Below are 22,398 nucleotides of genomic sequence, written 5' to 3'. Positions count from 1 at the left end.
ATGAAGCTTCGGGACAAACTGAAATATCTTTCAAATCGGGCACTGGCAGCCGGGACCATCATATCTGCCCTGCTGACATTGTTTGCGTGTATTTTGATTTTACTGGCAAATAAAGAGCAGGTGCCTTGGTGGTGTGCCGGCCTTCTTACAGCTGTGGCAGTACTGTTTCCGGTAACCTGCTGGTTCTGGCTGGTACGGCCTTATTTTCGGTGCGAACAGATGATGAATCGCTTTTTGGAGGGGTATCTCTTTTCTGAAAAAGATGATATGGAGCTTCTGAACCTGACACCTGCCACCAGACAGCAGATGCAGATGGTAGATCAGATCTTGCGTTCTCCGCAGTATATGGATTTGAATAAAAGACAGGCTCAGTACCTGGCTCTTCAGAATCAGATCAATCCCCACTTTTTGTATAATACATTGGAGAGTATTCGCGGGGAAGCCATTATTGCAGGTCTTGACGGAGTTGCGGATATGACGGAGGCTCTTGCACGATTTTTTCGTTACACGATCACGAAGGTCGAAAATCTGGTATCTGTAGAAGAAGAACTGGATAACTGCGAAACTTATTTCGGGATTCAGAAATATCGTTTTGGGGACAGACTGAAGCTGCATATCCAGTATGACGTGGAAGAATATGAGCGGATCATGAACTGCAGGATTCCAAAGCTTACCCTGCAGCCTATCCTGGAAAACAGTATCATCCACGGGATAGAATTGAAAATCGAAGGCGGTAATTTGTACATTCGTTTTCAGTGCACCGGGGATCGTCTGATCATCCGTATCTCCGATGACGGGGTCGGTATGGATGAAATGACTCTTGCACGGCTGAATCAGAAGCTTGGAAAATCTACAAAAACCATTCATGATGAGGAAGAGAAGCAGGGGGGGATCGCTTTGGTGAATGTAAATAACCGGATTCATCTGCTTTTTGGAGATGAATATGGAATGCATGTATATTCTGTGGCTGGTGAAGGAACAGATGTGGAGATCACTATTCCTATTTTAAACGATGACAGACAGATCAAAAACAGGAGTGTGTTTGCATGAGAAATGAAATCCTCAGAATGGAAAGGGTCACTTATATTGAAGATGAAGTGGTGAAACTGAAGGATTTCAATCTGCAAATCTATCAGGGAGAGGTAATGGGACTTCTTCCTGTGACTAGCCATGGAAAATCTTCAGTCCTTAAGATTCTGGCAAGAAATTTGCCATTGTATGACGGATATGTATATTACGGGGGCGAAAAGGTAAATACCTGGAAAGATAGCCGCAGGACAGCTAACCGGCTTAGTATTATACAGGAGAAAAGTTCCCTGGCAGACAATCTGAACATAGCAGATAATATTTTTGTGTTAAGACCTGGGTTCCGGCAGTGGGTGATACATTCCCGGATCCTGAACCGGCAGCTGGAGCCTTTTTTTAAAGACATCGGACTGGACATACCAACCGATAAAGAAGTGGCGGAGCTGTCTGCATTTGAGAGGATTGTAGTGGAAATCCTGCGAGCCGTGATTATGGGGTATCGGCTGATCGTTTTGGATGAGGTGGGAGTACTGGTCAGTAACCATGAACTGGAAAAGCTTCATGCCATTATACGTCATTATGCAGACAAGGGATTTTCCTTCCTGTATGTATGTTCTCATCTGGAGGAGATCGTCAGTATCTGTGACAGATGTGCCTTGTTTTCCAATGGCCGGATCCTGAAGGTGATGGGACTGGAGGAAATGCAGCATGATCCGCCGGTGACTTATATGTCCGAATACAATGATATGGTGCGGTTTCATGCCAAGAAAAGGGAAGCGGATCATGAGGAAAAAGAAATTCTTTTTCAATGGGATGGGTATGGAGAAAGCCATGCAGACAGCTTTCATTTTCAGGTGCATAAAGGAGAATGCATTGCCGTGCAGATCCTGGATGCAGGCGCTATGGAAGAGATGCGCCAGATTCTTATCGGGGATTTGCTTCCGGAAAAAGGACAGATCCGTCTTCGTGGGAAAAAAAGCCGGATCTGTGGCAATCAGGGAATCGCAGTGGTACAGGAGCGTGCCACGAAAACCATGATCTTCCCGGAGTTGGATTATATGAATAATCTTTGCATCTGTCTGGCTGAGAAAGTGCCCTCAATCTGGCATGACCACCGATTAAGAAACAGCATTTTCAGGGAGTATGCATCGGTTTTGGGCGAAGAAGTTTTTTACATGCCTGTGGAAAATTTAAGCGAAAAACAGAAGTATCAGCTGGTATACACAAGAATACTTTTACAAAAGCCGGAGATTCTTTTTTGCATACAGCCCTTTATGGGGGCAGATCTGGTGCACCGTATGTATATCTGGAGTATGCTGGAGAAATTCCTGGACAAAGGGATCTCTGTTGTGATCTTGTCTTTGAATCTGTCCGATTCTCTGGCAATGGCAGATCGGCTGTTGATCCTGGATAAAGGCGGCAGAGGCGGAGAACTTCAGAGAGAAGAGTTTTCCGGAATTATGCCTCCGCTTCCCTGGTCACATTCTTATCCTGCGATAAGAAAGCAGCCGGAGGGGAACAGGTGACTGAGCAGCTGCATAATCTAGCAGATCGTATTTACGAAGTACTTTGAAATTGATAATTTTGATATAAGGAGAATAGAGAGTTAAATATGGAAAACAGAAAATATATGCTTGGGACAGAGGAAAACAAACAGTTTCTGAAAGAAATGCGGGAAGGGCTGTTGCAGTTTGGACATCAGTTCCCTTCACCGGGAGGAAGTTCATATTATCTGGGAGATGATGGAACGCCCTGGAAGGACAGAAATCGTGAAACCTGGATCACCGCACGTATGGCTCATGTATACAGCATTGGAAGCATGCTGGGACATGAAGGAAGTGAAGCTCTTGCAGATGCTGCCTTAAAAGGCCTTAAGGGAGAACTTCATGATGATGTAAATGGCGGCTGGTATGCAGGACTTACAAGCTGCGGTGAAATTGTTCCGTCTAAGCAGTGCTATGCTCATGCATTTGTGATTCTGGCAGCTACATCTGGGATCCTGGCGGGAAGAAATGGCGCACAGGAATTGTTGGAAGACGCACTGGCTGTATATGACCTCCGTTTCTGGAATGAGGAGCAGGGTCTTTCCTGCGATACCTGGAATACAGAGTTTACACAGTTGGATCCTTACAGAGGCATAAATGCAAATATGCATACCGTGGAGGCATTTCTGGCAGTTGCAGATGCAATCGGAGATGAGAAATACCGTACACGGGCAGGCCGTATTATCGACCATGTAGTTGGCTGGGCAAAAAATAACAGTTGGCGGATCCCGGAGCATTTTACCAGTGACTGGCAGCCGGATCTGGAATGCAATAAAGAACGGCCGGATGATCAGTTTAAGCCCTATGGTGCCACCCCAGGGCATGGGATCGAATGGGCAAGGCTGATTACCCAGTGGGCACTTTCTACATACAAAGAGGACAAGACAGGAGCAGAGCCGTATATCCTGGCAGCAGAGAAGCTGTACAATCAGGCAGTGACAGATGGATGGGCAGCCGATAGTGCACCGGGGATCGTATATACTACAGACTGGGAAGGACATCCGGTGGTACATGACAGGATGCACTGGACTCTGGCAGAAGCGCTGAATACTTCCTCGGTTCTTTATCATGTAACCGGAAAAGAAAAATATGCTGCAGACTATCAGGCATTTATGAGATATCTGGATGAGAAAGTGTTGGATCATGTGAATGGTTCCTGGTTCCATCAGCTTGACAGGGAAAATCATTTGCTGGAAACTGTATGGCCCGGAAAATCCGATATTTACCATGCTTTGCAGGCAACTCTGATTCCTATCCATACTCCTTCTTTGTCTATTGCGGCAACTGTGAAAGCAGAAACAAAATAGAGATTTGGATATCATTCCCTCACCCTTGTGCAGACATAGGTGGGGGAATTTTGTTTTGAACCTGGTATCATAAAATTATCTGTACTTTTGAAAATGGTATAGTATAATAAGGCTGAATCAATTATTTTGGGAAGTTTAGCCGGAAAAGCGAAAAAGTATTTCTTCCCGATGACGAAAGGAGAAAATATGAAGGTAGGATTTGGATGCGACCATGTTGCCATCGAACTGAAAAACATTCTGAAGGAGCACTTGGAGGAAAAAGGGTATGAATGCGTGGATTACGGTGCATACGATCCAAATGTAAAGGTGAATTATCCAGAACCTGGTCTGAAAGTGGCAGAAGCAATTATGCGTGGAGAAGTAGAGAAAGGTGTATTGATCTGTGGTACAGGTATTGGTATTTCCCTGGCTGCTAACAAGGTTCCCGGGATCCGTGCAGCTGTGTGCAGCGAACCATATTCCGCAAAGCTTACAGTAGAGCACAATAATGCCAATATTATTGCTATGGGTGCACGTGTAGTAGGACCGGAGCTGGCCAAAATGATCGTTGATGAGTTCTTTGGCGCCAAGTTTGAAGGAGGACGCCATGCAGTGCGTGTGCAGATGATCTCTGATATTGAAGAAAAATACGGAGCAAAATGGCACGAATAATTAAGGCAAGACATATATTTGACTGGACAGGGAAACTGAAAATGCGTTATACTTATAGAGTAATCAATATACAGATGCCCCAGACAGGGCGTATACGCAAAGCATAAGGAGGATATTCATGAAAAAAGCATTAAGTATTCTGTTAAGTGCTGCAACAGCTGTGACAATGCTTACCGGTTTTGGTACTTCCGTTTTTGCAGAGGATTCCAGCGCTGCTCTGAAGATTGCCATTGTCAGCTCTCCATCAGGTGTAGATGATGGATCTTTCAACCAGAACAACTACGAAGGTATTTTGGACTTTATTGATGCGAACCCGGATTCTACGGTAACACCTGTCAAAGAAGAAACAGGTGATACTGCAGCAGCTGTACAGGCAGTGGCAGATATCGTAGCAGATTATGATGTGATCGTATGCTGCGGATTCCAGTTTGCAGGGATCGGCACCATCGCAGAAGAGAATCCAGAGGTGGATTTTGTTCTTGTTGATTCTTATCCTACCAATGAGGATGGAGAAGAGACTGCTTACGACAATGTATATGCAATGCAGTTCAAAGAGCAGGAGAGCGGTTTCTGTGCAGGTATTGCAGCAGCCCTGGAGACAAAGACAGGTAAGGTTGCAGTTGTAAATGGTATCGCTTATCCTTCCAACGTTAACTATCAGTACGGATTTATGTCCGGTGTGAACTATGCTGTGAAGAATTATGATGCCAAAGCTGAGATCGTTGAGCTTCCTTCCTACGCAGGTACAGATGTAACAGGCGCAAACGTAGGCGGTAACTATATCGGTACCTTCTCTGATGAGGCAACTGGTAAGGTTGTTGGAAAAGCCCTGATCGATGAGGGTGTAGATATTATGTTTGTTGCAGCTGGTGCATCCGGCAACGGTGTGTTCACAGCAGCAAAAGAGGCAGAGGGTGTTTTTGTGATCGGCTGTGACGTTGACCAGTACAATGATGGTGTGAATGGAGATTCCAATATTATGCTTACTTCTGCACTGAAGATCATGGACAAGAACGTAGAACTTCAGCTGAACAACGTAAAAGATGGCAGCTTCAAGGGTGAGAATGCCCTTCTTGGTGCAGATACAGATTCTACAGGATATGTAAGCGATCCAGAGAGATGCCAGCTTTCCGAAGATACAATTTCCAAGATCGATGAAGCTTTTGCAAAAGTAAAGAGTGGAGAGATCGTACCGGCAGCTAACTTTAACGAGATGACTCCGGACAACTTTACTGGATTATAAGATCTAAAGGAAGACAGAGAGACTGCATGCCGGCCTTTCTGAGTTTTCCATGAAATAAGAGGGGTGTTGTATTATACAACGCCCCTTTTTCAGAAGGAGGAAGAAGCATGGCAGATTACATTGTGGAAATGCGGCATATTACCAAGCGTTTTCCAGGGATCGTTGCCAATAAGGATGTGACCATTCAGATCAAAAAAGGAGAGATCTATGCGATCCTTGGTGAGAATGGTGCAGGGAAGTCTACGTTGATGAGTATGCTTTTCGGCATGTATGAACCAGATGAAGGGGAGATCTATATCCGGGGAAAGAAAGAGATCATCAGTTCCCCAAGATATGCTACCCAGCTGAATATCGGGATGGTGCATCAGCATTTCAAACTGGTTTCCAATTATACTATTGCTGAGAATATTATCATGGGGATTGAACCGGTAAAAAAAGCACTGGGGATTTTTCCATATGTTGACATTAAAGGGGCAAATGAGAAGATTGCCCGCCTTTCCAGACAGTACGGACTTGAAGTAGATCCAAAGAAAGTGATCTCGGATATTAATGTGTCTGTTCAGCAAAGGGTGGAGATCCTGAAAATGCTGTACCGTGAAGCTGAAATCCTGATTTTCGATGAGCCTACCGCATTGCTTACCCCACAGGAGATTGAGTTTCTTCTGAAGATCATCAAGGGTCTTCGGGATGGAGGAAAGACGATCATCCTGATCACACATAAGCTGGAGGAAATTAAAAAAGTAGCTGACAGATGTGCCATTCTCCGCAGAGGTGAGTTGATCGATGTTCTGGATGTGCAGTCTACCAGTACAAAAGAGATGGCCAGCAAAATGGTTGGGCGTGAGGTGTCCTTTACCCTGGACAAAACTCCTGCAAAGTTCCGTGATGTTGTCCTTGATGTTAAGAATCTTACGGTTACAAATGAGGATAAATTCCAGGTAGTAAAGAATGTGTCATTCTCTGTTCATGGAGGGGAGATCTTTGCCATTGCAGGAGTATCCGGCAACGGACAGGTTGAGATCGCAGATGCCATTGCGGGGCTGATGAAAGCTAACAGCGGTCAGATCCTGCTGAATGGAAAGGATATTACAGAATATTCCATCCGGAAGCGTACTCTTGAGGGGATTGCCTATATTCCGGAAGATCGGCAGACCTATGGACTGATTCTGGATTTTACCCTGGAAGACAATCTGGCATTGAAGAATTATTTCAAGGAGCCTTTTTCCAGAAAGGGCATCCTGAATAAAAAAGAATTTGAGACTTACGGGGAAAAGCTGATACAGGAATATGATGTGCGAAGCGGACAGGGGAACCGTACACAGGTACGTTCCATGAGCGGCGGTAATCAGCAGAAAGCCATTATTGCCCGTGAGATCCAGCAGGATACCCCGCTTCTGATCTTTGTGCAGCCTACCAGAGGCCTGGATATCGGAGCGATTGAGAATATCCACAAGCAGATCCTGGCAGAGCGTGACAAGGGCAAGGCTATTCTTCTGATCTCCCTGGAACTGGATGAGATCATGAATCTGGCAGATACCATCGGGGTTATCTACAACGGACAGATCCAGAAGATCGCAGATGCCAGCACCCTGACCACCAAAGAGGTTGGACAGTTTATGATGGGTGTAAAGAATGAGAATGACAAAGATGGCAGGGAGGTGAAGGACTGATGCAGGAAAAGAAGAAAAAGGGAAATCTATTGGTAAGATTTCTGGGACATGAAAAATATCAGTTTCTTACGATTCCGTTATTTGCCATATTGATCAGTCTTCTGGTAGGGGCAGTGGTACTGCTTTTGCTTGGAAAGAATCCTCTTGATGCATATGTGAACCTTCTTCAGGGCTCCGGGATCCTGCCTAAGGCCAAATATGCAGGCGGGAAGAGTATGCTTACAGACTTTTTCAGCTTTATGGACTGCTGGACTCCTATGATCTTTGCATCATTGTCTGTGGCAGTTGCCTTGAAGACCGGGCTTTTTAATATTGGCGTATCCGGACAGATGCTGGCAGCAGGTTTTATCACTACGATCACGGTTGGATACAGCACATTAAGCGCACCGATCGCCAAGCCGCTGGTGATCCTTGTGGCAGCTGCTGTGGGTGCATTGGTAGGAGGCCTGATTGGTTTTCTCAAATATAGATTTAACATTAATGAAGTTGTTTCCTCTATTATGCTGAATTATATTATTGAGTATGTGGTAGGTTTCTTTATTAACACAAGATACGTAAATCCTATTTCCCGTCAGTCCCAGACCGTGAGCAGTGAAGCCAGGCTTACGCTTTCTGGTACAAAGATCGGAGATCTGAAATTTGACATTCCATTGGGAATTATTCTGGCGGTGATCGTTGTTGTTATTGTAAAATATATTTTTGACAGAACGGTTCTAGGTTATGAATTAAAGGCAGTTGGATCCAATCAGAAGGCTTCCAGATATGCAGGTATTCCGGTTGGCAAGAATATGATCCTTGCCATGATGATTTCCGGACTTCTGGCAGGCCTTGCAGGAGCGTCTTATTACCTTGGCTATTATGCGTCCATACAGCCCAAGGTATTGTCAAGCACAGGCTTTGACGCCATTGCTGTGGCGATCCTGGGACATTCCAATCCAGTTGGGATCCTGGGTTCTTCCTTCCTGATCAACATTATCAGCAAAGGAAGTACCTATATGAGTTCCTCTCTTGGGGTAGATGCGGAGATCGCATCTGTTATCACTGGGCTGATCCTGCTTTTTGCAGCTTGTGATATGTATATCCGGTACAGAGTGGATAAAGCCAAAGAGAACCTTGACAAGAAGAACGAAAGGAGGGAATCTCATGAATAATGTAATTATAGATGGCCTTTCTTTTGCACTTCCCCTTTTTATTATGGCGATCGGCGGTATTTACAGTGAGAGAAGCGGTGTGACCAACCTGGCACTGGAGGGGCTGCAAGGTTTTGGGGCTTTTACAGGTGCGCTGGTGGCATATATGCTGATGCAGTTTACCAGTGTGGATTCTTCTGCTGTTTATTATGTGGCACTTTTGTTTGCTATGATCGGCGGTATGATTTTTTCTTTGCTTCATGCCTTGCTTTGTGTACGTTTCAAGGCGAACCAGGTGATCAGCGGTGTTGTGATCAACATTCTGGCCATGGCGCTTACTGCATTCCTTACAAAGGTGATCAACCGATCTGTATTTGGGACACCTTCGGACAAATTCGATCTGGGTGTTTCTGCCAGATGGACGGTTCCGGGGCTTTCAAAGATTCCGGTTCTGGGAGCGGTTTTTACCAATATTTATCCCTTTGAGGTTGTGATCCTTGTGCTTGCCTTTGTGGCATGGTACCTGCTGTATAAGACCCGGTTTGGCCTGCATGTACGTGCCTGTGGGGATAACCCTCATGCTGTGGATGCGGCTGGTATTGATGTGGCAAAAGTGCGGGTAAAAGCAGTTATGATGTCCGGGGCATTGTCCGGGCTGGCGGGTATTTCCTTTGCTTATTCCATTTCTGCTAAATTCTCTTCCAGCATTTATGTAGGATATGGATATCTGGCCATTGCAGGGCTGATCTTCGGTAACTGGAAGATTCTTCCCACTTTGGGAGCCTGCCTTTTGTTTGGCTTTGCCAAGTCTGGGGGATATCAGATCGTGCAGAACCTGGGACTGCCCAGCAGTTATTCAGATTTGATCATGATCCTTCCTTATGTAGCAACCTTGCTGCTGCTTATGCTGTTTTCCAAGCATAATCAGGCTCCGCGGGCACTTGGAGAGATCTACGATAAAGGTAAACGTTAAGTTTTATATAAGATTTACAGATAAGATTTACAGGCAGACGCTAAGTTTTATAGATAAGCTTTACAGGCAAACGCTAAGTTTCCTTGCTTTACAAAACAGAATACCTCTGGTATTATGATGCCAGAGGTGTTTTTTTATGGAAAGAAACAGGATCGTAAGACATTTTATCTGCATCTGCATGATCATGATCGTATTATTATCAGGGATGTGTATTCAGAAACATGAGACAGATTCCGCACTTTCTTATGCGAATTTTCAGATCAGACGGCTGCATGAGAAGAGTCCTCGATCCATGGCTGGCAATCCTCCGTCCAGCACAATTGTTTCCCCGGTAAAGACAGCACCAGAAGAGTATTATACTGAAGAAGGCGCTCCTGTACGTTTGATGAACATGATGCGTATAGGGTCAGCAGTACGTCAGGGTGTGCGTTACAGCATTCGTCTGATAGCAGCGGCGCTTCTGGCAGTATTAACAGCCGTGTATATTAGTTATTGCTCCAAAGCTCGCAGGATGGAACGCAGTTACTGCACAGACAGGCGTAGCGTGATCATCCAATACATACAGCATCAGGATGGGAGCAAAGGCTGATTCCCCGAAAACATGCCATCAACTGGTACATCACCTATTTCATAGTAAGAACGGAGGAATACGTCCATGGTAGATGTTTTTGTAGGGATCATGATCGTGGCGGCAATCGGCGTAGGAGGCTGGCTGGCCTGGTACGAGAGCCGCAGCACTAAGAAATAAATATCCCGGATTTAATTATGCATAAAAGGATAAAATCATAAAAATAAAAAGTTATAAGTTTTGTCTCAAATAAAAAGTCTCAAATATAGTTTTAATTTTTTAAAAGGACGAGTGTCATGCAGGTAAGTTGGCGACCTGCATGGCACTTTTGCTATATCAGCTGAGAGATGAATCCCACCTCTATAGGTGGTGAGCAACAAGCTGGTATCAGTGGTGGGAGTCAATCCCACAGCTGATATAGCCTCCGGCAGGATTGCAGAGGTGTGCAGGAGAAGTATGTCATGCAATTGCATGACGCGCACCTCGCAGCAAGAATGCCGAGGCATTCTTGAATGGAAAGATGGACGAGGTTTCCGTCCGGTGAAATAAAGTGAAGAAAATTCAATTATGTCATTTGTAATTTCAATTTAGTCAAATGAAAAGCAAATGACTAAATTAAAATGGTTGACGACGAAATTGAAAATGTGGTAACTTGACAATGGAATAGATGTTTGACATAGTTGCGGTTAGATGATATTCTGATTATAGAAAGGGTGCTACCGATTGACGGTTAGCCCTAAGCTTAAAAGTGATCAAAAATGACCGCCAAGTTTTCTTAGGACAGGGCGGTTATTTTTGTGGCTTGGAATCATACTGCCAATGCAACATAAGTGGCTTTATACGAGAGGAGAATCAAGATGGATCAGGGATTTCAGAAGCTGGAACGTAGCTTAATCGATGTGATCAAGGAAGAGCAGGCAAAGCTGGGCTACCAGAAAGAAAAAATACAGCTGTATTACCCGCTGTCTTCATTGAATCATTTTTTCAGTACACAGGACAGCGAAGAGGAGATGGCAGGTCGGTTGAAAGAAATGCCGGAGTCCATAAAGGGGAAGTTAGGTGAGGTGGCGGTGTCTCATAAAAATGACAGATTCTGTTTCCATATACCGGAGGAAGGAAGCGTGTATGTACATGAGCACACCCAGCCGGATGAATTTATTAAGGCACTGATCCAGCTGATCCCGGATCATGACTGTACTATTGAACGGATTCGGGAGCTTTTTGATAAATACTGGGCGAAGGTAGAGTTCACAAAGATGGATAGTGATGAATTTGATTATCTGATCCGTTTTCTGGATAAAGAGGATGACCCATATTATTACTGTTTTAAGGATGAAGGCTGCCATTTTATTTATCACAGATTCCTTCCGGAAGACTATCAGGAATTTGGGTTTTGATCATGGAAAAAGCAGGAATTGTGTGCTGCTCGAATGGTTTGCAAAAGAGCAGCCAGAAAGATCTTCAAGCACTGGAGTTGGTACTGAAAGGTATGGGCCTGGAACCGGTATATTCCCCATATCTTTATGCACAGGAGCATGTGTGGAGCGGGACTGCCAGGCAACGGGCAGATGCACTTATGGAATTTTACAGGGATGAAGAAATCCGTCAGATTTTTGATGTTTCAGGCGGAGATCTGGCCAATGGAATCCTTCCGTATCTGGATTATGCACAGATTCAGGAAAGCGATAAGTGTTTCTGGGGATACAGTGATCTTACCGCGGTACTGAATGCAATCTATACAAAGACAGGCAGATCCTCAGTTCTTTATCAGGTGAGGAATCTGGTTTATGATCAGGGGGAACGCCAGCAGAAGGAACTGCAGGCAGCTTTATGCGGACAGGAAGATACACTCTTTCAGTTTCCCTATGAATTTCTGCAGGGGGAGACCATGGAAGGCATAGTCGCAGGCGGCAATATTCGATGCTTTCTGAAACTGGCAGGAACACCTTATTTTCCGGATCTGGAAGGCAAGATCCTGCTTCTGGAAGCATTGGGCGGACAGGAAGGACAGATGCTTACCTATCTAAGTCAGCTGCAGCAGCTGGGGGCTTTTGAAAAAGTCAGAGGGATCCTGCTTGGCACGTTTACACGTATGGAAAGCCAGGGACAGCTGATGTATCCTCTTTTGAAACCTTTTATTTCGGAGTTATTGCCGGTAGCAAGAACATGGATGATCGGTCATGGCACGGATGCGAAAGCAATACGTGTGGGGGAAGTATACAGACTAAAAAAACAATAAGCTCAAAGGCATCGAGCAGAAATACGATAAATGGGATAAATGCAGAAAGGCAGACTTGTGAATAGTTTGTATCAGAAAAGTGCTGCACAGGAGAATGACAGGATGATAAAGGTAGATCTGATCACGGGTTTTCTTGGCTCCGGGAAAACCACATTTATGAAAAAATATGCGGAGTATCTGATTGAAAAAGGCATGAATATTGGAATACTGGAGAATGACCACGGAGCAGTGAATGTGGATATGATGCTTCTGCACGATCTGGAAGGGGAGCACTGCGAATTGGAAATGATCGCAGGTGGCTGTGATCGGGAAACTCACAGAAGACGATTCAAAACAAAGCTGATCGCAATGGGGATGTGCGGTTATGACCGGGTACTGATCGAGCCCTCCGGGATCTTTGACGTGGATGAATTTTTTGACGCATTGTATGAGGAACCGTTGGATAAATGGTATGAGATCGGCAACGTGATCACGATTGTTGATGCTGGGCTTCCGGAAAAGCTGGATGGCCAGGGAGAATATCTGCTGGCATCAGAAGCAGCTGAGGCAGGATGTGTGGTCTTAAGTAAATGCCAGAAATATTCAGAAGAACAGGCAGATGCGGCGATCAATCACCTGAACCGGGCGCTGGAACAGGTAAAATGTAGCCGCAGATTCCAGGATGAAGTGCTGTGCAAAGACTGGGATACTTTGACGGACAGGGATTTTGATATGCTTCTTGGTTGCGGTTACCGGACAGAAGCCTATGAAAAGCAGTATTTTAATGAAAAACAGGGATTTGACACTCTTTATTTTATGAATATGGAGATTCCGGGAGAAAGACTTGCCGGGGCAGCAGAGAAAATATTAAATGATTCTGGCTGTGGTCAGGTTTCCAGGATCAAAGGCTTTGTAAAAGAAGGGGACGGGTGGCTGGAAGTAAATGCCACTCATGGAGAGATCACAGTGCAGCCGGTTTCAGCTGGCCAGGCAGTGATCATTGTGATCGGGGAAGGGATGAAACGGGAACAGATTCAGTCATATTGGGAACAAGAATAAAGAAGAGGATGTGGGAATTTTGTATTAACCCACATCCCCTTTTTTTACGTTGTCTGAAATGAAAAAAATGAAAAGATTTCAGAAATGGATAAGAAAATATAGTGATAAATGTCAAAAATATATAATGAAAAGATGCAAAACATAGAAAAAACATACGTATAGCACAAAAATGTTGACCGTATTTCTGAAAAATGATATGTTTTAGATGAAAAATGAAATAAACACTGAAAAAATGAAAAACATATGAAATCATAAAGGAGGTAATGAGATGGTAAAAGTCGGAATTATAGGCTGTGGAAAGATTGCACAGGTTCGTCATATTCCGGAATATCTGGATAATCCGAATGCAAAACTGACCGGCCTTTATGATCTGAATCAGCAGCGGGCAAAGGATCTTGCTGAAAAATACGGCTGCAGGTCTTATGAAAGCATTGAGGATATGCTGGCTGATCCGGAAATTGATGCAGTCAGTGTATGTGCAGCAAATCATGTTCATGCCGAAATTACGATTGCAGCATTAAAAGCAGGAAAACATGTACTTTGTGAAAAACCGATGGCAACAAAATTAAAAGACTGTCAAATGATGGTGGATACAGCAGAGCAGATGGGCAAAAAACTTATGATCGGTCAGAATCAGAGATTTGCAAAGGCTCATGCAGAAGCACGAAAACTCATCCAGCGTGGAGATATCGGAAACGTTCTTACTTTCAAAACAACCTTCGGACATGGCGGCCCGGAAACATGGAGTATAGATGCCGGCCCACAGAACTGGTTCTTTGATAAGAAGAGAGCTGCAATGGGAGCAATGGCCGACCTTGGAGTCCATAAGACAGATCTGATCCAGTATCTGCTTAATGATACAGTAGAAGAAACAACTGCAAAAGTGATGACACTGGATAAGAAAGACAGTAATGGAAACCTGATCGGTGTAGATGATAATGCCATCTGTATTTACAAAATGAAGAGCGGAATCATCGGAACGATGACAGCCAGCTGGACGTATTATGGAGAGGAAGACAATTCCACGATCATCTATGGAACAGAAGGAATGCTTAAGATTTATCATGATCCCAAATACTGTATCGAACTGATCCGTAAAGACGGCGGAAAAGTGTTCTATGATATCGACCAGATCCAGACAAATGATAATCAGACAAAATCAGGAATCATTGATTCATTTGTAGAATCTGTGGAAAATGACACAGAACCTGCTGTTCCGGGAAAAAGTGTACTCAGTGCAATGAAAGCAATTTTCGGAAGTCTGAAATCAAGCGAACTTGGAAGATGCGTTCGCGTAGATGAGGAGGAATTAGAGTGAAGATAGGGTTAGTCAGTGCAATTCTGGAAGATTATGATTTCAAAAAAATGATCGATACAGTTTCAGAGATTGGCTATGAATGTGTGGAAGTTGCCTGCTGGCCAAAAGCCAAAGCAGAGCGCAGATATGCAGGAGTCAGCCACATTGATGTGGCAAATCTGGGAGATAAAGAAGCAGAAGAAATCCTTTCTTATTGCAAAGAGAAAAATGTAGAGATTTCTTCTCTGGCATTTTATCCGAATACCATGGATGGTAATCTTGAAAAAAGAGCTGCCAACATAGAACACTTATATAAAGTGATTGATGCAAGCAAAAAACTTGGAATTAACCTTGTTACAACCTTTATTGGAAGAGACCAGACAAAGACAGTAGAAGAAAATCTGGAACTGGTAAAAGAAATCTGGATTCCAATCGTGCGTTACGCAGAAGAAAAGAAAGTACGTATTGCGATTGAAAACTGTCCCATGCTCTTTGACGGAGATCAGTGGCCAGGTGGACAGAACCTGATGACCACACCGGTAATCTGGAGAAAAGTTTTTGATATTCTTGACAGTGATTATATCGGAATCAATTATGATCCATCTCATTTTGTATGGCAGATGATTGATTACATTCAGCCGCTTTATGAGTTTAAGGATAAAATTTTCCATGTACATTACAAAGACATAAAACTTTTTAAAGAGAAACTGAAAGAGTGTGGAACAATGGCATATCCGCTTCAATATATGAAGCCGAAGCTTCCGGGACTGGGAGATGTGGATTGGGGTAAATATGTATCCGCATTGACAGACATTGGATTTGAAGGATATACCTGCATTGAAATCGAAGATAAATCTTTTGAAGGTTCTGAAGAACGAGTTCTGGACAGCCTGAAACTTTCTCTGAGATATATGAGACAGTTTGTGATCTGAAAAGACGATCTGATTTATTAAAATGTTAAAAGCTGAAATAATGCGGGGGAAAACCGCTTATTAAAAACAAACATATTCCAAAAGGAGGAAATGAATTATGAAGAAAACAGTAGTTTGCACGCTTATCGCAGCTATGACAATGGGCAGTATGGTTACTCCTGTATTTGCGGACGGAGAAGGAGATGCTACACACGTTTATGTACTGACAGCTCCGGAAGATCATGGCTGGACTGGTTCCGTAGCAACATTCGCAAAAGAAAAAATCGAAGAAGTAAATGATGCCGGAACTTACAGTGCAGAACTGATCACATCTGCAGATGCGGCAGAACAGATCGTCAACATTGAAGATATCATCGCAGCTGGTGAAGACAATATCGCTGTTGTTATTCAGCCAATCGATGACACTGTTCAGTCTGCAATCCAGCAGCTGGTTGACGCTGAGATCCCATATGTAGCATTTGACCGTATCATCGATGGTGTAGCTGACAGTGCAGTATCCAATGTAAAAGGTGACAACGAAGGTATCGGTGCAGCATGTGCAGCTTACTATACAGAGCAGGGACTGAAACCTGGTGATGCAGTTTATGTATACGAAGGAGATACTTCTTCTGTAACAACTCTCCGTGACAGTGGATTTACAAAATACCTTACAGGAGAACTGGAATATGATGGAAAAACAATCGCAGACGATGCAAAATGGTCAGAAGATGATCTTAAATCCATTACATATTCAGGCGCTATGAACTGGAGCCGTTCTGACACAAAAACCTCTTTTGAATCTCTGTTGGGTGATGCATCAAATGCAGATATCAAATGGTTCTATGCAGAAGATGATGAACTTGCAATGGGTATCCTTGAAGCTCTTCAGGGTGGTGGAATTGACGATGCAACAAAAGAAAAATTCCTTGGAAATACACCATATCTGACAGGCTGCGGCGGACTGGATGAACTTTATGCAGTACTTCGTGGAGAATCCTTCACAGATATCGCAGATCAGTTTGGCGGTATTGTATCTGTAACTTACAGCCCGGCAATGATCCAGACAGCAATCCAGGATATGGTTGATTATCTGGATGGAAAAGATGTAGAGCAGGATCACGTAATTGCCTGTGAAATCGTAAATAAGGACAACGTAAAAGATTATCCTTCTTTCTAAATCAAATATTTTCATGATATAATCTTTTTAAATAAGACAGAAATGACGAAGGGAACTGCAAAGTTCCCTTCTGTCAGATAATTAAGTGAATGTGTATCAGAGCAGTGTATCAGAAAGCCCGACAGATCGGGCGAGGAGGCGAGAATTATGAGTTTGCTGCAGATGAGTAACATCTGTAAGTCCTTCAGTGGGGTTCCGGTACTGAAAAATGTACAGCTTACAGTAGAAAAAGGGGAAGTGCATGCACTTCTTGGCGAAAATGGTGCGGGAAAGTCAACGCTTATGAACGTTTTGACGGGTGTATTTCCTCGCGATAAAGGTGAAATCGAATTTGATGGAAATAAATTAAAAAATATTACGATCAAGCAGTCTGAGAATATGGGAATTGCTTTTGTACATCAGGAATTAAATTTGTTTAACGATTTAAAAGTTTATGAAAATATATTCCTTCAGAAAGAATATACAAATAAACTGGGCCGCCTGGATAAGAAAAAAATGATTCAGGAGGCAGAGAGACTGTTTCAGGAACTGGGAGTGGATATTGATCCTACACAGCAGGTTTCTAAATTAAAAACAAGCCAGAAACAGCTGCTTGAAATATCAAAAGCTCTGTTTTTTAAAGCAAAACTTCTGATTTTGGATGAGCCTACAACATCATTAAATAATGATGAGGTGGCACATCTGTTTGACATTGTCAATAATTTGAAGAAAAAGGGAACTTCCTTTATCTTTATTTCACATAAAATGCCGGAGATTTTCCGCCTGTCAGACCGATATACCGTATTCCGAAACGGAGAATTTGTAGGCACCGGAAATATAAAAGATACCACACCAGAAGCTGTGACACGTATGATGGTTGGTGAGAAATACTCAGATCAGGATGTTTATGAAAAAAGACCCCTTGGAGACATGATCCTGGAGCTGAAGAATTTCAGTGGAGAAGGTTTTCGCAATATCAATCTGGCAGTGAAAAAAGGCAGCATCGTTGGACTGACTGGTCTTCAGGGTGCCGGAAGCAGTGAACTGATGCAGTGTATGTTCGGTGTAACAAGAGCATACAGCGGCCAGATGCGTGCGATGGGCAAAGTTATGAGGGATCATTCTATTCATACGGCCATGACTGATGGAATTGCGATGCTGGCATCAAACAGGAAGGAAAATTCTGTGATTCCGGATATGAGTATCCTGGAAAATATGTATCTGTCAGAGCATACCCTTTCCGCATGGAAACCAGCCATCTCAAAAAAGAAAGAAGTCGAAAGATACAAGAAATATAAGGAGATGCTGAACATTAAGGCAAATTCCTGGGAAGATCCGATCACCTCCCTGAGTGGTGGAAATCAGCAGAAAGTATTTCTTGCGCGCTGGCTGAATACAGATGCAGAAATTCTTCTTCTGGACAACCCTACACAGGGAATTGACGTAGGAGCAAAAGCAGAAATCTACAAACTGATCCTGGAACTTGCTAAACAGGGAAAAACAATTCTGATCAATACACTGGAAATACCAGAGATCCAGAAAGTTGCCGATTACTGTGCAGTGTTTTATAACGGCGAGATCATTAAGATCCTGGAACATCAGGAAATTGATGAGATGACCGTTATGATGTATTCAACAAATGCGGCACAGACAGAGGAGGGAAAATAAAATGAGTAAAAAGAATACAACAGTTCCTGGACGTATTGTAGGATTTCTGGGAGAAAATAGTTATATCATTGTTTTTGTGGCAATTTTTATCGTATATGCACTGACAACAAACGGACTGACCTGGAGCGGTATGATGAATGTATTTCGTCATTCCGCAGTAATCGGTATCATTGGACTGGGCATGGGACTGATCTGTATCACTGGTGAGATCGATCTTTCCGTAGGTTCTATGCTGGCTCTTGATGGCGGATTTTCTGTTATAATCTTTAACATAACAAACAGCATTATCCTTACATTTTTATTTGCGGTTCTGTTTGGTGCCTTCTGCGGTTTGATCAATGGCGTGATGGTAGGATGGATCCAGATGCCTGCATTTATCGTTACACTTGCAACAATGCTGATTTATCGTTCTTTTGCACAGTATTTCTGCCAGCATGTGGACAAAGCTTTGATCGGTGGAGGAAGTTCCGTTTACAAAATGGCAAACAGCCAGTCTTCTTATCAGACTCTTTACAATTTCGGTAACGGAAAAGTATCTACGATTCCAATCGTTGGACTGATCCTTATTATCATGACCCTTGTTTTTGTATATATTACAACAAGTACAAAATACGGTAAAAAAGTATATGCAGTAGGAAGTAATATGAAAGGTGCGCAGATGGCGGGAATCAATACCGCTGCTGTGAAAATTTCCGTATTTGTGATCGCAGGTGCACTTGTTGGAATTGGTGCTTTTCTCTGGATTGCGATGAATGCTTCTGCCGACCCGGCAACAACAGGAAACAGCTATGAAATGTATGCGATCGCAGCAGCAGTACTTGGTGGGATCAGCATGTCCGGTGGTAAAGGAAAATGCCTTGGAATCCTGTTCGGTGCAATGTCCTATACGATCATTGATAAGATCATCGTGTCCCTTAAGATGGACTCTCTTATTAATAATGCGATCAAGGGAATTATCTTACTGCTGGTTATTATGGTACAGATCATAGGACCGCAGATCAAACAGAAATTAAAAAAGGCTGAATAAAACGCAGGATAAAATAAAAACATAAAACTTGAAAAAGAGAGAAAGCATGAAGAAGATAACCGTTTCATTAATTGCTGAGAAAGCACAGGTTTCACCGGCAACAGTGTCAAGAGTCCTGAATCACAGGGAACTGGTGAAAGAGCCGACGATCCGCCGGGTAGAAGAGGCCATGCGTTCACTGGGATGTCAGATGGAAAATACGGTCACTGTTTCAAAGGAAACACAACCATTGGTCGTTCTGAATATTCCGGGAATCGAAAATGCATTTTATCAGGAAATCATTCGGGGAGCACGAGTATCTGCAAAGGCACATGGTTGTCATTTATTGATTCATGAATCACATCTGAATAAAGGAAATATGCTGGATTTCTGTAATCTTTTGCGAAGAGTGGATGCTGCAGGTGTAATTCTTCTAAACCGTATATCAGAAGAGGCCCTGAATCAGATACGGACGATCGCACCTCTGGTACAATGCTGTGAATACAATGAACACGCAGATTATCCGTATGTTAGTATTGATGACACCAAAGCAGCAGAAATTGCAACGGAATATCTTCTGTCAAATGGCGGAAGTAAGATTGCTCTGATCAATGGACCGGGAAATTTTAAATATGCCAGGAGGCGTCAGGAAGGATTTCTGAATGCGCTTCAGAAAGCAGAGGTGATGATTCCGAAGCAGTGGATCGTGCAGCTGCCGGAAGTAAGCTATGAGATGGCATATGCAGCCATATGCAGACTGTTGAATTCTGACAGCCGGCCAAATGCTTTTTTTACAATATCAGATATTTTTGCGGCAGCAGTGATCCGTGCGGCAAAGCGTTTTCATCTGCATGTACCGCGGGACATTCTGGTAGTCGGATTTGATAATATCGAGTTATCTTCTATGACAACACCTTCTATTACAACTGTGAATCAGCCCAAATTCCAGATGGGCTATACAGCCTGTGAAATGCTTCTGGAACTGCTGGAAGAACCACAGGAAGAGATGAAGTCTCTTATACTTGATACGGAATTGATAATTCGGGAATCAACATGAAAAAAGAGCGGATGCAGGATAAAACTGCATTCGCTTTTTGAGTGTGTGCACAGATTAATCGATGTGATCAAGAGAGGCGGCTGCCAGGTGCAGCCGCCTTATACTGTATATCATGGTTTAACGAATGATAACTTTTGTTTTTGCATTTATGCCCAGTCCCTTGTCACGGCTGGTATTGGAATATGGTATAACATTAATCGGTGTTTTGCGTCCTCTGTGATTGCCTGAATAAGAAAGGTTTACTTTAAAGCTAGTCCCTTTTCCTTTGCATTTGACGCCGTCTATATATAAGCCTTGTGTACCGGGAAGCTGTTTCTTCAGCTGCACATTCACAGTGAAGCGGGTGGTGTAATATTTACGCCATGTCCATTTCCCCATGTACTTCTCAAATCTGGAGTTATAGGTAACCTTTACATTGCTGACGGAAATGGAACGGATAGCCGGCTTGACTTTTCGCCCTGTCCGATAGGTTTTCACAGTTGAAGAACCATTGATCAGCGAGCCGTCAGGTCCCTTGCAGGCAGAAACAAACTTGAATTGGTACTTGGTGTTTGGCTTTAATTTCTTGATCTGGAAAGGCCTGCCATTTTTTACTGTGGCTTTTAATACCCATTTCTTTCCGGATTTCATATAAACTTTTACCGGCTGGGAAGCAGAAGGATACATGCTGTCTCCAATCTGACATTTGTTAAAGAGAATCTTATTATAATAGCTGGTTACATCACTGACCACCGGTGCAGCTGCTTTTCCGATGATGTCCACATTGTTGGAAAGAACACCAGCCTCTGTTTTTACTGAAAGCCGTGTATAACCATAAGTATAATGAGCCCAGGATGCAATACCGTAAGTGATGGTGAATGTTGCCTGATTCTGCCCTTCTACATTGCCGCTGATCAAGTAATCACTGCCAGGAATGTTGCCGTCTGCAAGAATACAGGACAGCTTGTCATCGCTGTTGGCGGGCACGGTGGTGGCAGTAATGGTAAAGGTCTTTGCCTTTTTCTTAATTCTGGAATCGAAGGAAGGGTTGGAAGAGGAGCAGGTGAGAGTCACACCTGTAGCCTGGATATATTCTCTTCCGCTAATGTTCAAAGTGAAGACTTCTGTTCTGGCCGGGGTGCTTTGTCTTCGTGTGTAGGCAAGCTTCAGCACATAATCTCCCGCATCCAGTATACCGGAGAAATGGTCAGCGGATGCATCGGATTCCAGTTTTGCCATATGGGAGGTGGAATTATCCTTGGAGTAAACCCATGCGGTCACCTGGTTTTTGTTATTACTGATCAGTTCCAGATTTACATAACGCTTGGTTGCCAGGGAAAGAGAAAAATATCTGGCATTTTCGTCGGGATTAAGACCATAATCCACTAATGCACCTGAAATGGAGCCTTCCACAGGGATTGGCTGCGCCTGGACAAAAGCTTTGCCGCCGATGTCAGAAATATTGGAACGGGTGGCTGTAAGCATACAGGAAGAGCCGGATGAATAGTCCGAACGGAAGATAAAAGTCATAGATATGGTTTCCCCTGGTTCCAGGATCACAAAGCCGGAGGAAGTATTAGTAACTGAATTTTCGATCCATTCAAATTGTTTTAATTTTGGAGGGGTGACTACTTTTGTGCGGGCAACGGATCGCTGGATATCCAGACGCATGGGAATAGTGGTCTGGTTACGAATGGTGGTGACTGATTCTTTGCCCCTGTAGTCTTCCCCAAAGGCAATCCGGTAAGTGTCTGGTCCGGTAATGATAAATGAATGATTATAATCCTGGGCCTTAACCGGAACGGAGATGATGCAAAGCACCGCCAGTATGGCCATTACCAGCGAAAGAAGCTTTGTGGTTTGTCGGTTTGTCTTTTTCATATTCATACCTCCTGAAAAATGTTATTTTCTGTTCTGTGTATCATATGACAGGAC

Annotated in this window: 19 protein-coding genes; 18 read left to right on the top strand and 1 reads right to left on the bottom strand. The window is 43.6% G+C overall.

What is annotated here, in order from left to right; translation table 11 throughout:
- The 18 genes from OCV61_RS04430 to OCV61_RS04345 all read left to right on the top strand — a co-directional run bounded on the left by OCV61_RS04430 (position 1) and on the right by OCV61_RS04345 (position 20,484).
- Positions 1–1,050: a sensor histidine kinase gene (locus OCV61_RS04430; RefSeq protein ID WP_158420848.1), complete on the top strand. Its 1,050-nt coding sequence runs from the start codon at positions 1–3 to the stop codon at positions 1,048–1,050.
- A complete protein-coding gene (locus OCV61_RS04425; protein ID WP_158420847.1) occupies positions 1,047–2,552 on the top strand; it encodes an ATP-binding cassette domain-containing protein in 1,506 nt (501 codons plus the stop codon). Before OCV61_RS04430 ends, OCV61_RS04425 begins: the two co-directional genes overlap by 4 nt.
- Positions 2,553–2,638: 86 nt before the next feature.
- On the top strand, positions 2,639–3,877 hold the full coding sequence (locus OCV61_RS04420; protein WP_158420846.1) for an AGE family epimerase/isomerase: 1,239 nt from the start codon (positions 2,639–2,641) through the stop codon (positions 3,875–3,877).
- Positions 3,878–4,063: 186 nt separating this feature from the next.
- On the top strand, positions 4,064–4,528 hold the full coding sequence (gene rpiB / locus OCV61_RS04415; protein ID WP_158420884.1) for a ribose 5-phosphate isomerase B: 465 nt from the start codon (positions 4,064–4,066) through the stop codon (positions 4,526–4,528).
- Between the two features lie 118 nt (positions 4,529–4,646).
- Positions 4,647–5,771, top strand: coding sequence for a BMP family lipoprotein (locus tag OCV61_RS04410; RefSeq protein ID WP_158420845.1), 1,125 nt, complete (start codon positions 4,647–4,649; stop codon positions 5,769–5,771).
- A 107-nt stretch (positions 5,772–5,878) separates the two neighbouring features.
- Complete coding sequence (locus tag OCV61_RS04405; protein ID WP_158420844.1) at positions 5,879–7,441, top strand: ABC transporter ATP-binding protein; 1,563 nt, start codon at positions 5,879–5,881, stop codon at positions 7,439–7,441.
- Entirely contained in the window at positions 7,441–8,592 is a 1,152-nt protein-coding gene (locus OCV61_RS04400; RefSeq protein WP_158420843.1) for an ABC transporter permease, read from the top strand. The genes OCV61_RS04405 and OCV61_RS04400 overlap by 1 nt, the downstream gene beginning before the upstream one ends.
- Positions 8,585–9,544, top strand: coding sequence for an ABC transporter permease (locus OCV61_RS04395; RefSeq protein WP_158420842.1), 960 nt, complete (start codon positions 8,585–8,587; stop codon positions 9,542–9,544). Before OCV61_RS04400 ends, OCV61_RS04395 begins: the two co-directional genes overlap by 8 nt.
- 136 nt (positions 9,545–9,680) lie before the next feature.
- On the top strand, positions 9,681–10,133 hold the full coding sequence (locus OCV61_RS04390) for a hypothetical protein (RefSeq protein WP_158420841.1): 453 nt from the start codon (positions 9,681–9,683) through the stop codon (positions 10,131–10,133).
- 836 nt (positions 10,134–10,969) lie between these two features.
- Positions 10,970–11,509, top strand: coding sequence for a DUF3877 family protein (locus tag OCV61_RS04385; RefSeq protein ID WP_158420840.1), 540 nt, complete (start codon positions 10,970–10,972; stop codon positions 11,507–11,509).
- Positions 11,510–11,511: 2 nt separating this feature from the next.
- Positions 11,512–12,351: an LD-carboxypeptidase gene (locus tag OCV61_RS04380; protein WP_158420839.1), complete on the top strand. Its 840-nt coding sequence runs from the start codon at positions 11,512–11,514 to the stop codon at positions 12,349–12,351.
- 102 nt (positions 12,352–12,453) lie between these two features.
- On the top strand, positions 12,454–13,389 hold the full coding sequence (locus OCV61_RS04375; RefSeq protein ID WP_158420883.1) for a GTP-binding protein: 936 nt from the start codon (positions 12,454–12,456) through the stop codon (positions 13,387–13,389).
- 268 nt (positions 13,390–13,657) lie between these two features.
- Positions 13,658–14,707, top strand: coding sequence for a Gfo/Idh/MocA family protein (locus OCV61_RS04370; protein WP_158420838.1), 1,050 nt, complete (start codon positions 13,658–13,660; stop codon positions 14,705–14,707).
- Positions 14,704–15,618, top strand: a complete 915-nt coding sequence (locus tag OCV61_RS04365) for a sugar phosphate isomerase/epimerase family protein (RefSeq protein ID WP_158420837.1) — start codon at positions 14,704–14,706, stop codon at positions 15,616–15,618. Before OCV61_RS04370 ends, OCV61_RS04365 begins: the two co-directional genes overlap by 4 nt.
- 97 nt (positions 15,619–15,715) lie before the next feature.
- Positions 15,716–16,774: a substrate-binding domain-containing protein gene (locus tag OCV61_RS04360; protein ID WP_158420836.1), complete on the top strand. Its 1,059-nt coding sequence runs from the start codon at positions 15,716–15,718 to the stop codon at positions 16,772–16,774.
- A 147-nt stretch (positions 16,775–16,921) separates the two neighbouring features.
- Positions 16,922–18,421, top strand: a complete 1,500-nt coding sequence (locus OCV61_RS04355; protein WP_158420835.1) for a sugar ABC transporter ATP-binding protein — start codon at positions 16,922–16,924, stop codon at positions 18,419–18,421.
- 1 nt (position 18,422) lies between these two features.
- Positions 18,423–19,448 carry an ABC transporter permease gene (locus OCV61_RS04350; protein ID WP_158420834.1) on the top strand — a complete coding sequence of 342 codons (1,026 nt, stop codon included), beginning with the start codon at positions 18,423–18,425 and terminating at the stop codon, positions 19,446–19,448.
- Between the two features lie 46 nt (positions 19,449–19,494).
- Positions 19,495–20,484: a LacI family DNA-binding transcriptional regulator gene (locus tag OCV61_RS04345; protein ID WP_158420833.1), complete on the top strand. Its 990-nt coding sequence runs from the start codon at positions 19,495–19,497 to the stop codon at positions 20,482–20,484.
- Between the two features lie 117 nt (positions 20,485–20,601).
- Here OCV61_RS04345 and OCV61_RS04340 read toward each other — a convergent pair whose 3' ends face one another.
- A complete protein-coding gene (locus OCV61_RS04340; protein WP_158420832.1) occupies positions 20,602–22,344 on the bottom strand; it encodes a hypothetical protein in 1,743 nt (580 codons plus the stop codon).
- Between the last annotated feature and the right edge of the window lie 54 nt (positions 22,345–22,398).

The sequence above is a fragment of the Blautia ammoniilytica genome, from assembly GCF_025566965.1.
Classification (GTDB): Bacteria; Bacillota; Clostridia; order Lachnospirales; family Lachnospiraceae; genus Blautia_A; species Blautia_A ammoniilytica.
This window is presented reverse-complemented; position numbering and strand designations above follow the sequence as displayed.

What these genes read in the sequence shown, in the direction of transcription:
- OCV61_RS04425 (WP_158420847.1), top strand. Translation starts at nt 1,047, where the DNA reads ATGAGAAATGAAATCCTCAGAATGGAAAGGGTCACTTATATTGAAGAT.
- OCV61_RS04405 (WP_158420844.1), top strand. Translation starts at nt 5,879, where the DNA reads ATGGCAGATTACATTGTGGAAATGCGGCATATTACCAAGCGTTTTCCA.
- OCV61_RS04340 (WP_158420832.1), bottom strand. Translation starts at nt 22,344, where the DNA reads ATGAAAAAGACAAACCGACAAACCACAAAGCTTCTTTCGCTGGTAATG.
- OCV61_RS04355 (WP_158420835.1), top strand. Translation starts at nt 16,922, where the DNA reads ATGAGTTTGCTGCAGATGAGTAACATCTGTAAGTCCTTCAGTGGGGTT.
- OCV61_RS04400 (WP_158420843.1), top strand. Translation starts at nt 7,441, where the DNA reads ATGCAGGAAAAGAAGAAAAAGGGAAATCTATTGGTAAGATTTCTGGGA.
- OCV61_RS04380 (WP_158420839.1), top strand. Translation starts at nt 11,512, where the DNA reads ATGGAAAAAGCAGGAATTGTGTGCTGCTCGAATGGTTTGCAAAAGAGC.
- OCV61_RS04370 (WP_158420838.1), top strand. Translation starts at nt 13,658, where the DNA reads ATGGTAAAAGTCGGAATTATAGGCTGTGGAAAGATTGCACAGGTTCGT.
- OCV61_RS04345 (WP_158420833.1), top strand. Translation starts at nt 19,495, where the DNA reads ATGAAGAAGATAACCGTTTCATTAATTGCTGAGAAAGCACAGGTTTCA.
- OCV61_RS04360 (WP_158420836.1), top strand. Translation starts at nt 15,716, where the DNA reads ATGAAGAAAACAGTAGTTTGCACGCTTATCGCAGCTATGACAATGGGC.
- OCV61_RS04390 (WP_158420841.1), top strand. Translation starts at nt 9,681, where the DNA reads ATGGAAAGAAACAGGATCGTAAGACATTTTATCTGCATCTGCATGATC.
- OCV61_RS04375 (WP_158420883.1), top strand. Translation starts at nt 12,454, where the DNA reads ATGATAAAGGTAGATCTGATCACGGGTTTTCTTGGCTCCGGGAAAACC.
- OCV61_RS04420 (WP_158420846.1), top strand. Translation starts at nt 2,639, where the DNA reads ATGGAAAACAGAAAATATATGCTTGGGACAGAGGAAAACAAACAGTTT.
- OCV61_RS04385 (WP_158420840.1), top strand. Translation starts at nt 10,970, where the DNA reads ATGGATCAGGGATTTCAGAAGCTGGAACGTAGCTTAATCGATGTGATC.
- rpiB (WP_158420884.1), top strand. Translation starts at nt 4,064, where the DNA reads ATGAAGGTAGGATTTGGATGCGACCATGTTGCCATCGAACTGAAAAAC.
- OCV61_RS04350 (WP_158420834.1), top strand. Translation starts at nt 18,423, where the DNA reads ATGAGTAAAAAGAATACAACAGTTCCTGGACGTATTGTAGGATTTCTG.
- OCV61_RS04395 (WP_158420842.1), top strand. Translation starts at nt 8,585, where the DNA reads ATGAATAATGTAATTATAGATGGCCTTTCTTTTGCACTTCCCCTTTTT.
- OCV61_RS04430 (WP_158420848.1), top strand. Translation starts at nt 1, where the DNA reads ATGAAGCTTCGGGACAAACTGAAATATCTTTCAAATCGGGCACTGGCA.
- OCV61_RS04410 (WP_158420845.1), top strand. Translation starts at nt 4,647, where the DNA reads ATGAAAAAAGCATTAAGTATTCTGTTAAGTGCTGCAACAGCTGTGACA.